The organism is Gynuella sunshinyii YC6258, assembly GCF_000940805.1.
Classification (GTDB): domain Bacteria; phylum Pseudomonadota; class Gammaproteobacteria; order Pseudomonadales; family Natronospirillaceae; genus Gynuella; species Gynuella sunshinyii.
The window spans coordinates 2648985-2663389 of sequence record NZ_CP007142.1 but is presented as its reverse complement, the minus strand read 5'-3'; the positions used below and the strand labels follow the sequence as shown (position 1 = coordinate 2663389).

Here is a 14405-nt window from a genome sequence, read left to right as displayed (position 1 = left end):
AGCATTACAAAATGGAGTTATTTTTTCTATGTGTACTCATCCTAACAATGATCATCGCCTTAACGTCAGGCTTTCCTGTCGCCTTTGCATTACCCGGCTCCGCCATTCTAACCATCAGTCTGGCAGCTTTGTGCGGTTATCTGTTTGCTGGTGACAGCAGCGCTTACTTCGCTGAAGGAGGTCCCTGGCAATGGCTGAATGCTGGAGTGACTAACTTCAGAAGCATATATTGGAATGTGGAACGAGATACACTCATCGCTATTCCCCTATTTATCTTTATGGGAATCATGCTTCAACGTTCGAAAATTGCAGAAGATCTCCTTGTTTCCATGGCCAGATTATTTGGTCCTGTACCAGGAGGACTTGGTATATCAGTCATCATTGTTGGAGCCCTCTTAGCGGCAACAACAGGTATTGTTGGAGCAACAGTCATTGCCATGGGAATGATTTCACTGCCGGCAATGCTAAAAAACAATTATTCGAAATCCCTGGCAACGGGCACTATCTGTGCCTCCGGCACATTAGGACAAATCATCCCTCCGTCAATAGTGCTGATCATTCTGGCGGATCAGCTTTCAAGCGCAGCGGATCAGGCCAGCACGATTCGCAAAGCCGCCTACCGGACAGCGACCGGTGAATTCTCAATGCCCTCTTCCCTGGACATAACATCTGCCAGTGCAGGCGACATGTTCATGGGAGCGATCATTCCAGGAATGATTCTGGTGTCCCTGTACATTGTTTACATTCTGGCGGTCGCGCTATTAAAACCTGGATCCGCTCCACCGGTTGGTCAGAACGACAAGTACGACAAAACATTTATCATCACCATGTTATGGTCGTTGATACCTCCACTGATGCTGATATTTGCGGTATTAGGTTCGATTCTACTTGGCGTCGCCACAGTCAATCAGGCCGGTGCCATAGGAGCCGTTGGAGCCATCTTTATGGGAAGCTATCGCCTACATAGAGGCGAGCGTTTCCGTTTTCTTCCTGCCTTGATTGGTTTAATTTCTACGATAGTGATTCTGGGACTGTTATCAGTCTGGCAATTGAACATAAAAAGTATTCAATCTGATGCAGAAGCGATGGGTCTGGTGCTAGCGGCTATTGCCGTTTCAACAATGATAGTCGCTCTAATATGGGCAATTGTTCGAATTCATCGCGTTGACAACACACTGCATGAAGTGATGACCGCAACAGTCAAAACCACGAGCATGGTATTTATTATTCTCATTGGGGCCGCCATGCTGACTTCCTCTTTTCGCGCATTTGGTGGAGAGGAATTAGTAAAACACTTTCTGACCAGTATGCCAGGAGGGTTTTGGACTCAATTTATAGTGGTAATGGTTGTGATTTTTATCCTCGGCTTCTTTCTCGACTTTATTGAAATCGCGGTTGTGGTCGTGCCAATTGTTGCCCCTATTTTATTGTCAGCCACCGATGCAAATGTGACTGCAGTCTGGTTAGGAGTCATGATCGGCATCAATATGCAAACATCTTTTTTGACACCTCCATTTGGTTTTGCCTTGTTTTATCTACGAGGCGTTGCATCTGCTGCAGTAAAAACACTTGATATCTACAAAGGCGTGATTCCGTTTATCAGCCTGCAGCTTTTAACCTTGCTCATCGTAGGATTGGTCCCTCCTCTTGTTAATTATCTTCCTAACCGAACATTTTTAACATCCGAGAACGCGCCACCACCAATGAACCCCCGGTTGCAGTCCTGCATTGATGAACAGCAGATTCGATCCTATCTGGCTCCGGATAATTCTTTGTTTACAGAAGTGGAACGTATGGAAAATCTTGATATGACATTCCTTCCGGAAAACTACCGTGATGATCTGATACAAAGTTATGAAGCTATCAAAAAAATCACTACTCTGGTAACAAACATCAAGGAAGCTGAACTTGCCCTTAAAACATACGAAACAGAATATGCCTCACTCCACCACCAAGTCAGGGACATACAAAGTGCACAACAACGAGCGACGACCCGGATTGAGCAGCTAAAACAGGATATCAAACGTATTCAGGGAGAAAATCAGCCAGAGATGACACAGGTGAATCAACTAAAGTCTCAAATCACAGATGCAGAACAGGAAATAGACCGTTTGCAAAAACTTATTCCGGATGACTGGTCTGAGCGCCACGAAAAATTCATTGATTTAACCAAATCACATACCCAGGCAGTTAACCGATATCACAATAACTCAGACACAGCGTACGAAACGATTTCAAAGATAGCTAAAACACTACAACAGTACGATGAGTATGAAACTCTCAAAACCGACCTTTTGGGGCTCAAGGAAGTCATCGGAAGAGAGGATCCTGACTCAGCCATCACTCAAATTCAAAAGACAGAAAACGCTGTTGCCAGCATTGAAGGTACCAGTCGCATCAAGTCGGCTCTGTATAAAGCTCGTAAAGCCTTGAAAAGCGAGATACCTGATAGAGATAAAGGACAAGAACAACTCAATCATGCACTGGAACTATATCAACAACAGTTCCCTTGGCGGGAAGCGGGCTACAAGCAACTATCGCCTGCATTAAATGCATTCGAACTTGCGCTCCGTCAGAATGTAGGCCTTCGTCAGCAACCTAAACTGGAGACAGCTATGGCGAAAAAAATCGCTGTCTGTCTCTCCAGCCACAAAAATATATCTCTGAGTTTTTAACAACAATGAGCCAGGCCGGGCAATGAAATCATCACAAGCATTGATCCCGGCCTGATAAACCCTAAATCCAGTATGTATTTTCGGCATTATCGCTGGAATCGGCTTCAGCCTTCCGGTATTGTCGGCGCCCAACAACCGCTTAAAGTGTGACCAGCAATAAAACTGATTGGTCAATTACTTTCCTGACCCCGGTTGTTTTCGTAACCGGCCGATATCGTCGGGACATACCTATCTTGTGAGGTCGGTTTCGTAATTTCAGGCTGCTGATGTCATGCTGTAGCAAGCCAGGCAAACACGGCTTCCACGGACAATTAGACGCACAAAGCATGAGGGTCACGTGACACTAAATTATGTAAAAGGAAACCAAATGGTAGAAAAACCAAGTTCATTAACGAAAGAAGAACTGTTGGAATGTGGTTACGGGAGGATGTTTGGTCCCGGCAATGCACAGCTCCCGGTTGGCAATATGTTGATGATGGACCGGATCAACCTGATCTCGTCTGAAGGTGGTCAATATGGCAAGGGGCAAATAATTGCTGAACTTGATATTACCCCGGACCTGTGGTTTTTCGACTGTCATTTTCCTGGAGATCCAGTAATGCCCGGCTGCCTGGGACTGGATGCGATGTGGCAACTGGTTGGTTTCTTCCTGGCATGGTCCGGTAATCCTGGTCGTGGCAGAGCACTCGGTGCTGGAGAAGTAAAATTTACCGGTCAGGTCATGCCAACAGCGAAAAAAGTTACTTACAAAATTCACATCAAACGCATGATTGCCCGCAAACTGGTTATGGGTATTGCTGATGCGGTCCTGGAGGTTGATGGAGAAGAAATATACAGCGCCAAAGACCTTCGGGTTGGCTTGTTTAAACCTGAACAGATGGATTTAAAAACATGAGACGCGTTGTAATCACAGGTATGGGTATTGTTTCCTGCCTGGGAAATGACAAACAAACAGTGACAGACAGCCTGAAACAAGGGCTGTCAGGTATCACATTTAGTGAAGAATATAAAGAAGTGGGAATGAGATCTCATGTTAGAGGGCGTCCCAACATTGATCTGACAGAACACATTGATCGGAAAACCTACCGCTTCATGGGGGATGCAGCAGGATATTCTTATGTATCCATGCAGCAGGCAATTACCGATGCCGGGCTTCCTCCTGAAATGGTCAGTCATGAGCGTACTGGTATTATCGCCGGCTCGGGTGGGGCATCATCATCCAATCAAATCGAAGCTGCAGACATACTGCGCGAACGCGGTCTGAAACGGGTGGGCCCATATCGCGTTACCCAAACCATGGGATCTACCGTTTCAGCCTGCCTGGCAACACCGTTCAAAATACGTGGGGTTAACTATTCCATTTCCTCTGCCTGTGCAACCAGCGCTCACTGTATTGGAAACGCTTACGAGCTGATTCAAATGGGCAAGCAGGACATTATGTTTGCCGGTGGCGGTGAAGAAGAACACTGGACACTCTCGTGCATGTTCGATGCCATGGGTGCGTTGTCCACTGGATATAACGATACCCCTGAAATAGCCTCACGCGCATATGATGCGGCCCGCGATGGTTTTGTTATTGCCGGTGGTGGCGGTATCCTGGTATTGGAAGAACTCGAACATGCCAAAAAACGGGGCGCAAAAATATATGCTGAGGTCGTCGGTTACGGAGCAGTATCTGATGGTTACAACATGGTAGCTCCAGCCAGCGAGGGCCAGATCCGGTGTGTCAGTCAAGCGCTTTCCACGGTTAATGGGCCGATCGACTACATTAATGCTCATGGAACCAGCACCCCAGCAGGGGATTTGGCGGAACTGCAGGGAATTATGGAAGTCTTCGGAAATGATATGCCTGCGATGAGTTCAACCAAAAGCCTATCCGGTCACTCCCTTGGCGCAGCAGGGGTGCAAGAGGCGGTTTATTCGCTACTGATGTTGGAAAACAACTTCATTGCCGGCTCTGCCAATATTTTTGAGCTGGATAAAGACGCTCAAAATGCCAATATTGTTACCAAAACCAGGGAAAATGTGTCCTTACAACGCGTGATGAGTAATAGCTTTGGCTTCGGCGGAACCAACGCCACTCTGGTTTTTGAAAAATATACAGACTAGTGTGATCTCAGATGAGCTTCCCGTCCGGGAAGCTCGCTAGTGTTGAACAGAGAGGAAAAGCAGAACATTTGAACTTAGTTAAATAAGATTGTGCTGGATCTTATAGGCCCTTAATGCTTTTCTGGCCTGTTCCACTTCCGTATACAAAGCGACTTTGGTTGCTTTATCTCCTTCTCCGGCTGGGTTGCTTTTAATATATTCTCGTTTACGTTCTTCAGCTTCAACGATTGCCTGCTCAAGCTTTTCAAGTTCCGTCATTGACTTTCCTCTAGGGGGTCCCCCCTTTTTCATTACTCATAGTTAAAGACTACAAGCCAGGTTAAAAATTAATGGCTGCATCATATGTACTTCAAGATCTTTCCATTTTAGACGAAAAATCTTTTTTGCGGAGGTTTTGCATTGTAAGAGAATAGAATTCTTAAAGTTTTCACATTTTAGCCGCCTCCATCCATAAGATAAATCAATGAAATTGCCTATAGCTGAAACACATAAAAGCTAAGTTATTGATTTGACTGAGAGTGCTTAAAAACCCTTAAAAAACCGTAAAAAAAAGCTAGAGATCACTATTCTGTTTGCATACAATGCGCGCCCTTTTTCATCATAACATTGAGGACAAGATGGCCCAAAGCGCAGCAGAAACACAAGGGCAAGGTTATTTGTGCTTAGCATCCAGCCTTATTTTAAATGAACGCCCGATGCCCATCCGTTTTTTCTATAAAGAAACGCCCCAGCATGCCAACGATACCGGTTTCAGATTTTACAGCGGAATGGAAACAGACGATTTTCTCATGAGCGAAGATGCCGCTCTGGTTGCACCATTAGACTCGATGGTCAGGTTGGACAAAACGATTAAGGAACTGCTCGATCAGTCAGAAGTCGGCAGTGTTTGGGAACGCCTACCTGGACGGAATGACTGGGTTCCGGTTTTTGACTACGAAATTCCCGATTAAACATCTATCTGTATGCCTGGGCAATTCCCTCCCCGCCCAGGCCACAATCCATAGAATAACTAACTGTGTTGAGCGATCTTCTCTGGTATCAACCCCTTAGGGGCATAGCGCAACACCATCGTGATTATCAAGCCAATCACAAACACCCTCGCTTGTAATGCTCTACTGTCAAGATCAGCCGGCGCCTGCCAGGAAAACCATTTCTCTCCTAAATCCCGAACCAGATCAAATATAACCAGCGCAACCGGCTCTGACATGGTCCAGATAATGTATACAAACACGGCTCCAAAGATAGCACCTCTGTTATTGCCAGCCCCCCCCAGGATCACCATGACCCAAATCAGAAATGTGTGATTCAATGGAATGAAACCAGACGGATCAAAGATACCGTTAAATGTGGTGAGCGCAGCACCACCTATTCCCATTAAGACAGACCCTAGCACAAATACCTGCAAACGTCTTTTATTGACATCTTTACCCATTGCTAACGATGAAATCTCGTTATCGCGAATGGCTCTCATCATTCGCCCCCATGGAGAATGTAGCGCCCGCTGCAACAAAAAGTAAGTCACAACAATCAGGCATACAATCACTGACAAATAAAGAGCACGTGCCAATACAAAACCGACATCAACAGGTTCCGGCACGGGCCAGGGCAAAGGCGACACTGTTAAAATTCCTCGTGTCAGCCAGTCAGCATTTTTCAGAAACGCTTTGATAATTTCAGCTATACCCAAAGTGGCAATAGCAAGATAATCGCTTCTCAACCCCAGGCATATGTGACCAATGAAATAAGCAATGGTGCCCGCCAGGGCTCCCCCAACGATCCAGCCCGTCCAGCCCGTCCAGACCGGAAACCCAAATCCACCAATAAAACCAGCCTCGGATTCAATAGTTCGGGTAACTGGATCAAGGATATTCACCAGCATCAGATAAACGATTGCCGATACAATCACCAGCAAAGGCGTTTGAAGCCTCTTGGGCATCCCCCAACGAGCGGATTTCGCCAATGCGTAAATAATTGCAATACCAACGGCGGCCTTGAGCACCACCATCCCCAACTGAGCCGGCATATCCGAATGCCAGAAATCCTCGTTGACCGGATAACTGAACAACATAGACATGAACCCACCAACCGCAATAAACCCCAATATTCCGGCATTAAATAAACCGGCATATCCCCATTGCATGGTCAGGCCCAGGGCAATCAGAGAATAGCATGCAGCTTCGACCAGCATCCTTATTCCATAGGCACTTCCCATAACAGACATTATGAGCAACACCAACAACAGCAATCCGGAAAACAACAGTACTTCGCGTTTCAGGGAATGATCTTTCACAGCACTTTACCTTTAAACAAACCGGTAGGTCGCCAGATCAAAATAGCAACCAGGATAAAAAATGGAATGGTGATTTTGTATTCAGTTGGAACAAAAGCCAGCTTGGTCGGCAACTGTGCCCATTCCGGTAGATGTTCATTGAGAGGCCGAAACAGTACACCCCAGTTAAACACTGCCAGCGTTTCGGTAAATCCAACCACAAAACCACCCGCAACTGCACCATAAGGATGACCGACCCCCCCAACGATTGTTGCTGAGAATATCGGTAACAGAATCAAGAAACTCAAATCAGGCTTGAGTGCCACATCCAGAGACAATAAAGTCCCTGCAGCGGTTGTCAGACAAGCCGCAATGACCCATGTAATTGCCACGACGGCATTGGTGTTAATTCCGGATACCCGAGCCAGATCCGGATTATCCGACATCGCCCGCATAGCCTTCCCCAATCTGGTTCGGGTGAGGAACAAATGGAGCGAAACCACCGCCACGATGACCACCAGAAACAATAACAACTGGGGCTCTGTAATGGTGATCTGCCTGGAAGACAAATCAAATGGCAGACTCAGCCGAAAGATTTCTTTGCTGTCATCGATGTACAGATTTCTGGAGCCAGTGCCTGCAAACAACCGAATCAACCCCTGCAGCATCAACGTGACCCCGATCGACGCCATCACCAGCACAATTGGTTTGACGTTATGCATTCGTAACGGTTTGTAAAAGGTCTTATCGACCCCAACAGCAACTGCCGAACAAATCACCATGGCAACAGGCATCATGACGAACGCCGTTGGTAACCCAATGGCTGGCCCCGCATGAGGAAACATAGTAGTCAGTACGAAGGTCATAAATGCGCCCAAGGTCATAAAATCGGCATGAGCAAAATGCGAGAACCTCAGAATGCTGTATATCAGAGTGACACCAATCGCACCCATAGCATAAATGGAGCCAATCACAGCTCCAGAAATAATGACTTTATTGATGAAAAAAACCAGCTCGTTCAACGTAATACTCCTGCGGCGCGATTTAGGTATACCTGTTCGCGACGCGTATCATAAAAATGCATGATGAAAGGTTAACCGCCCAGAAAACTCTTGGCGACTTCAGGGTCATGAATCAGATTATGGCCTGTATCCGTAAAACGATTCATTCCGCCCGCGAGCACAAAACCTTTATGAGCTATCTTCAAAGCCTGCCTGGCATGCTGCTCAACCATTAAAATGCCAACACCGGCTTTATTGATAGTGATAATGCGATCAAAGATCTCATTCATGAACAAAGGCGAAAGGCCTGCTGTCGGTTCATCCAACAACAACACACTGGGCTCAATCATCAAGGCTCTTCCCATGGCAACCATTTGTCGTTGCCCACCGGACAATTCACCGGCCGCCTGATGACGCTTCTCTTTAAGAGGCGGGAAAAACTCGTACACTCGTTCCAGCATATGACGAAAATCATCCTTTCTGGAAAAAGCGCCCATTTGCAGATTTTCTTCAACGGTCAAACTGACAAACACATTTTTTTCTTGAGGCACAAACGCCATTCCTTTACGAACAAGTTCTTCTGGCGCCGCATTCCTGATTTCTTCTCCTCTCAGTCTGATTGACCCCTCTGTCACATTCAACAAACCAAAAATGGCTTTTAAGCAAGTGGACTTCCCCGCACCGTTGGGGCCTACGATCACACCAATTTGCTCCTGCTCTATCGAGATATCGACACCATTGAGGATGTTCATTCCACCATAACCGCCATGGATATTCTTTACTTCTAGTACCGCCATGCCTGCCTCAACTTACATCTGTGCCAAAATACGCATCGATGACTTCCGGATTACTTTGAATCTCTTCAATAGTTCCCTCCACCATGACACTACCCTGGGCTAATACAATGACCGGATTACACAGTTTCGCGATCATATCCATGTCGTGTTCAATCACCAAAAAGGTATAACCCAACTCCCGGTTCAGACGAAGGATATTATCGTTGAGGTCTTTCAACAGAGTCCTGTTTACACCGGCAGCGATTTCATCCAGTAATACAACATGTGCATCAACCATCATGGTCCGGCCTAACTCAAGCAGCTTTTTCTGGCCACCGGACAGGTTGCCTGCCAACTCGTTTTTGACATGCTCCAGCTTCAAAAAATCGATTACATCCAGTGCTTTTTGTCGTACTTCCTGCTCCTGACTACGGACAAGAGAAGGCTTAAACCAGGTATTCAACAGGTTTTCACCCAATTGACCGGAGGGTACCATCATCAGATTTTCCAGCGCAGTCATATGAGAAAACTCATGAGCAATCTGGAATGTTCGCAACAACCCTCGGCTAAACAACTGATTCGATGGTAATCCGGTGACATCTTCACCATCAAACACAATTCGACCCGAGTCGGGAGGAAAAACACCAGCTATTATATTGAAAAGGGTGGATTTACCCGCACCATTTGGACCGATCAACCCAGTAATGCTTCCTTTTTCAACTTGAATGCTGCACTGATTGATAACATTGAGTTTGCCGAATGATTTGGAGACATTATTTACTTCAATAACGGATTCCATCCATCCTCCATTCAGCATAATTAACTAACCACATAACAAAACACAACCTGAGAAACCTGAATGAATTCAGCAGCGTGAGATAAGCATTCACACAGCTGTTGATAATGTTCGATAGATATGAGCTTTTATCTATCGGGTAAACCCGAGACACCATGCCAGGGTGCCCCAAAAACGATAGTTTCAATAACCTGCCCTGGACCAGCCGGTATCCGAATATTCAGACACATACCAATTGATCCCAGGCAGGGCATGAATCATTCCCGGCAAATACCGCAAATGGTTATTATAGAAACAATTATTTGAGCTGGCCCAGCTCAACGAACTTACCGTTCTTGATGCCCATCTCTACGATAACGCCTGGAACATCGCCATTGGCATCAAATTCATGATTTCCGGCTGCACCCTGATAGTTAATATCTTTACCTTCATCAAGCAGCTTTTTAGCTTTGGCCCATTCTCCAGGCAAAATGATTTCACCAGGAGCAGTGGCTACTTTACGCAGCGCTTCAGACATACCTTCCCGATCAGCAGAACCTTTTTCTTCAATCGCCAGACCGATTAAAAATGCTGCATCATAAGCCTGGGCCGCGAAAACGGCTTTCGGATCGAAACCCACGACTGTAGACGCAAGTTTAGAAAATGCAGTTGTCCCCGGCGCGTCAGGAGTCCCCGGCTTGGTTGCTATCATACCTTTCAGAGCATCAGCTCCCAGTGCAGAAATGAGGGCATCACCAACCATCCCGTCACCACCCACAAACAAGCTAAAATCGCCACTTTCAATGGCCTGACGCAAAATGGTTTGCCCAGAACCATCTGCATATGCCAGAACAACCAGATTCTGAGCACCGGTCGAGGCCAAAGATCCCAGTTCAGCACGATAGTCAGCCTTGCCATCTTCATGAGCTTCTTTGGCAGCTACACTACCACCGAGTTTTTCAAATGCAGTAGCGAGCGCATCTGCGAATCCCTTGCCGTAATCATTGTTCACATAAGTAATGGCAACTTCATCAATGCCTTTTGATTTCAGCAACCGGGCCATTACTTCCCCCTGATAAGCATCAGAAGGGGCCGTCCTGAAGACCAGATCGTTGTCTTTCAAATCTGTCAACGCCGGAGATGTGGAGGCCGGTGACACCATCAGCACATTACCAGGGATGCCCGCATTGTTAGCGGCAGCAATGGTTGCTCCGGAACATAATGCACCAACGACAGCTACCACTTTTTCAGAATTGACCAAACGATCGCCGGCATTGGAAGCAGCTGATGCATCAACACAGGTCGTATCCGCGGTCGGCATTACCAAAATCTGACCGTCCAGCAGTGACCCCTGAGAGTTAATATGACTCACGGCCAGTTGTGCACCACTCAGAATCGGTGGCGTCAAACTCTCAATCGGTCCGGTAAATCCCCCAAGGAATCCAACTTTTACTTCCGAAAAGGACGCCATAGACAAACTGCATAATGCCCCGGCAATTGTGAGCGATAACAGCGACTTACGAGCATTTAATTTCATATTCTGCCTCTCATTATTTGGGTGAAAATCTGAATACAGCTACTCTGCTGATCATTGAAAGCAACATACCTGCAAGCATCGCTCCGAAGTTGTAATCTGGGCATTAAAAAACCAAATTGAGGAACGTTACCTGATAAGTCTTTCAGACATTATGTTCAGCTTGTCAGCATGACTATTATTGTTATTTTTCAGTGCTTTTTAGCTTTTATCTGCACACGCTACAGACCCAAAAGCCATATATTCACGAACATGAAATGTTCGGGATCATGCCAACTATTCCTTTTTTACTTCAGGAAAACAAGAGCTTAGGAATATTAGCTACCTTATAAATTCATACCACCGCCTATTTGTGCACAAAAATAGAACTGCATGGCACTTTTTTGGAGCAAAATAATAAGTTTAAGCCTGATAGTTATGAATCCGGCCTAAAACGACCATGACGCAAAAAGAACAGAGTCTCCTTTTGAACCCGCTGGTTATTCATGATCGTGGTGTGCCCCACCGGCAACACCAGGAAGTCTTTCATACCTGCGAGCCTTGCCGAGGTCACGGTTACCTTTCCATCCGTGGTTTCATCAAACAACCAGTTGAACCAGGGATCAGAGCTGTCAGAACCGGTAATAATACCGAACTCGGCACTAATTCCCGGAATTACATTTGGAAGGCTGTCTGTAGCAGTAGACAATTGCAAGGCAGCTGGCCCCATAATCCGACTGAACAGCTTCCAGCTCTGAAAGCGATCAATGATTTCGCTACCATGATTCGGTGGACTCAGCATCACAATACGACTGCCCGCCGGCAGAGACATATACTGCAGACTGTATCGGGCCAGAATACCACCAAGACTATGAGTCACCAGATGAATGGGCTGGGTGTTATAGCGTTCTATACGCGCAATCGAATTGCTCAGATAAGAGGCCAGCGCTTCAACAGGGTACTCCCGGGAGGGATAATCGATACGGCAGACATTGTAGCCCTGGTCCTGTAAAAAGTGCTGCATCGACTGCATGGAACGACTTGTTCGCCCCAGGCCATGAATCAGAATTACATTCTGTTTGCTCTTCTGAAAATCTTGCACATCGCAAATATCTTTCATATCGGGAACCAGATAGGTTGGATCAATGCGCACATCCAGCCAGTTCATACGCCAGTCAAGATGAGGGCCTGTGACTCTACCGGTAGCGCCAACACGACCGATCATCTGACCCTGAACAATCTGCTGCCCCTTTTGCACAGAGACCTCACTGAGGTGCATCAATGTGGAACTCAACCGATATCCATGATCAATAATGACCGTACCACCGCTGAAATATAAATCCGGCTCTGCCAGCACAACCATACCGTTGGCTGGCGCATACACGGGCGTTCCAATCGGACGGGCGACATCCACACCAAAATGAGGGTTTTTAGGTTCACCGTTGTAAAACCGCTGGCTACCATAAACACCGGTAACCGGTCCAAACAGTGGCCATATAAATGGCTGAAGAAAAGCGTCGTCTTCTCGATAAACTGACCGGACCTCAAAGACCTCTTCAGCTTCCTGAACAATGCGTGCCTTCACTGCTTCGGGAGGATTGACCATATTCGGAGCAATGCCGGTCAATCGCTGTATATTGAATGTTCCCGGTTCCAGTGTTATGTCCGAATTTTCCGTCCTGCCATCCGGAAACGTAATGGTCAGTGTATGCTGCGGCGTTTCATCCCGGCCAAATCCTATAAAATAGTGGCCTCGTGCATTGACCGGGATATTCCGTTCATCAAAGCGGACAACCGCTCCCACCTCAGTATGACCATATATATGTCCGCCCTGAATCATATAACCGGTATAAGACATGGCCTGAGTCCAGACTCCGGAAAAACAGGCTGTCAAAAATAAAAATATGGCTGTCAGTCTGGTCATCGTTTGCCTTATGTCACTATTGAGATTGCTTCCCATACCTATACTATACTGATTGTATATTCATCAGTGGATCACTCTGGAAAAATTTTCATCCCAGACGCTCTACATAACTCATCAGTCGCCTAGGCGGCTGCCTTCTGTATCAAGACTAAGGAATACATTAATGAGCCAACAGGTATTGGTATTCAACAGCGGTAGCTCATCTTTTAAGTTTTCAATATTCAACGCCGAATCTCATGATTTATTGCTTTCCGGTATTGCCGAAAGACTTGGGCAGGTAGATGCCGAAATTACCTTTAAAACTCAGACCAGTAAAACCACTAAACAAATTCCCTCAGCTGATCACGAAACTGCCATCAGTACTTTATGTAATTCCCTGGCAGATTTCGGTCTGAGCTTTGAGGATGTCGCCGTGGTTGGGCACCGGGTTGTAAACGGTGGTGAAGCCTTTTCAGACTCCATCGTCGTGACCCCGGAAAACCTGAGCAAGTTGGAACAGTATAACGATTTTGCGCCATTGCATAATCCCGCTGCTGTGCTCGGAATCAAGGTCATCAGCACCTTGTTCCCGGCCCTGCCACAGGTGATGGTTTTTGACACCGCCTTCCATCAGACGCTCGCACCAAAAGCGTACCTTTATCCCATTCCTTACTATCTCTATAAAGATCACAGCATTCGTCGTTATGGTGCACATGGTACAAGCCACCGCTATGTGGTTAACGAAGCGGTTCAGCAGTTGGGCCTGGACCCCAATGATCACCAGGTTATCAGCGCACACCTGGGAAATGGATGCAGTGCGGCGGCCGTGATTAATGGGCATTGCGTTGACACAACCATGGGACTGACGCCTCTCGAAGGCTTAATGATGGGAACCCGTTCCGGAGACGTGGATCCAAGCCTGCATCAGTTCCTGGCGAAGAAAATGTCATGGTCAATTGAACAGATCACCAACATGTTAAATAAAGAATCCGGATTATTGGGACTGTCTGGCATAAGTAACGACATGCGTACTCTGGTCGAGGCACGAGACAGCGGTAACCAGCAGGCAGGCCTCGCGATTGATGTCTTCTGTTTCCGTTTGGCACGGCAAATTGCCGGTCTCGCTGCATCGTTGACCCGCCTCGATGCACTCATTTTTACCGGCGGTATCGGCGAGAACTCTGAACCGGTACGGGCTCAGGCGCTCAAGAATCTGGCCATTCTGGGATTTGAAGCAGAGCCGGAATACAACCAGAAAAACGGCAAACAGAGTAATGGCCTGATCACCAAGGCCGACAGTACTCCCGCAATTGTCATTCAAACTAACGAAGAACTGATGATTGCTATGGATTGTCTGAGATTAACCAAATAGAAGTTGGAGAAA

At 46.7% G+C, this 14405-nt stretch carries 12 protein-coding genes; 5 read left to right on the top strand and 7 right to left on the bottom strand.

The window, feature by feature from the left end:
* Positions 1–11 precede the first annotated feature (11 nt).
* The 3 genes from YC6258_RS11685 (at position 12) to fabB (ending at position 4784) form a co-directional block, all read left to right on the top strand.
* Positions 12–2675 carry a TRAP transporter large permease gene (locus tag YC6258_RS11685; RefSeq protein WP_044617151.1) on the top strand — a complete coding sequence of 888 codons (2664 nt, stop codon included), beginning with the start codon at positions 12–14 and terminating at the stop codon, positions 2673–2675.
* 367 nt (positions 2676–3042) lie between these two features.
* A complete protein-coding gene (gene fabA, locus YC6258_RS11680) occupies positions 3043–3570 on the top strand; it encodes a 3-hydroxyacyl-[acyl-carrier-protein] dehydratase FabA (protein WP_044617150.1) in 528 nt (175 codons plus the stop codon).
* Complete coding sequence (gene fabB / locus YC6258_RS11675) at positions 3567–4784, top strand: beta-ketoacyl-ACP synthase I (RefSeq protein WP_044617149.1); 1218 nt, start codon at positions 3567–3569, stop codon at positions 4782–4784. The genes fabA and fabB overlap by 4 nt, the downstream gene beginning before the upstream one ends.
* A gap of 78 nt (positions 4785–4862) precedes the next feature.
* On the opposite strand, the gene YC6258_RS11670 is transcribed toward fabB, so the two are convergent.
* A complete protein-coding gene (locus tag YC6258_RS11670; RefSeq protein ID WP_044617148.1) occupies positions 4863–5042 on the bottom strand; it encodes a hypothetical protein in 180 nt (59 codons plus the stop codon).
* A 323-nt stretch (positions 5043–5365) separates the two neighbouring features.
* Here YC6258_RS11670 and YC6258_RS11665 point away from each other — a divergent pair, with 323 nt between their 5' ends.
* Positions 5366–5734, top strand: coding sequence for an immunity protein Imm33 domain-containing protein (locus YC6258_RS11665; protein ID WP_082070666.1), 369 nt, complete (start codon positions 5366–5368; stop codon positions 5732–5734).
* A gap of 59 nt (positions 5735–5793) precedes the next feature.
* On the opposite strand, the gene YC6258_RS11660 is transcribed toward YC6258_RS11665, so the two are convergent.
* The 6 genes from YC6258_RS11660 to YC6258_RS28120 form a co-directional block, all read right to left on the bottom strand.
* Positions 5794–7074 (bottom strand): branched-chain amino acid ABC transporter permease, encoded by a 1281-nt coding sequence (locus YC6258_RS11660; RefSeq protein WP_044617147.1) that lies wholly within the window; start codon positions 7072–7074, stop codon positions 5794–5796.
* On the bottom strand, positions 7071–8075 hold the full coding sequence (locus YC6258_RS11655) for a branched-chain amino acid ABC transporter permease (protein WP_044617146.1): 1005 nt from the start codon (positions 8073–8075) through the stop codon (positions 7071–7073). Before YC6258_RS11655 ends, YC6258_RS11660 begins: the two co-directional genes overlap by 4 nt.
* A 71-nt stretch (positions 8076–8146) precedes the next feature.
* Positions 8147–8851 (bottom strand): ABC transporter ATP-binding protein, encoded by a 705-nt coding sequence (locus tag YC6258_RS11650; protein ID WP_044617145.1) that lies wholly within the window; start codon positions 8849–8851, stop codon positions 8147–8149.
* Positions 8852–8858: 7 nt separating this feature from the next.
* Positions 8859–9629 carry an ABC transporter ATP-binding protein gene (locus YC6258_RS11645; RefSeq protein ID WP_044617144.1) on the bottom strand — a complete coding sequence of 257 codons (771 nt, stop codon included), beginning with the start codon at positions 9627–9629 and terminating at the stop codon, positions 8859–8861.
* 295 nt (positions 9630–9924) lie between these two features.
* Positions 9925–11142 (bottom strand): ABC transporter substrate-binding protein, encoded by a 1218-nt coding sequence (locus tag YC6258_RS11640; RefSeq protein ID WP_044617143.1) that lies wholly within the window; start codon positions 11140–11142, stop codon positions 9925–9927.
* Positions 11143–11554: 412 nt separating this feature from the next.
* Entirely contained in the window at positions 11555–13042 is a 1488-nt protein-coding gene (locus tag YC6258_RS28120) for an alpha/beta fold hydrolase (protein WP_082070665.1), read from the bottom strand.
* 163 nt (positions 13043–13205) lie between these two features.
* Here YC6258_RS28120 and YC6258_RS11630 point away from each other — a divergent pair, with 163 nt between their 5' ends.
* Positions 13206–14393, top strand: coding sequence for an acetate/propionate family kinase (locus tag YC6258_RS11630; protein ID WP_044617142.1), 1188 nt, complete (start codon positions 13206–13208; stop codon positions 14391–14393).
* Positions 14394–14405: the final 12 nt, after the last annotated feature.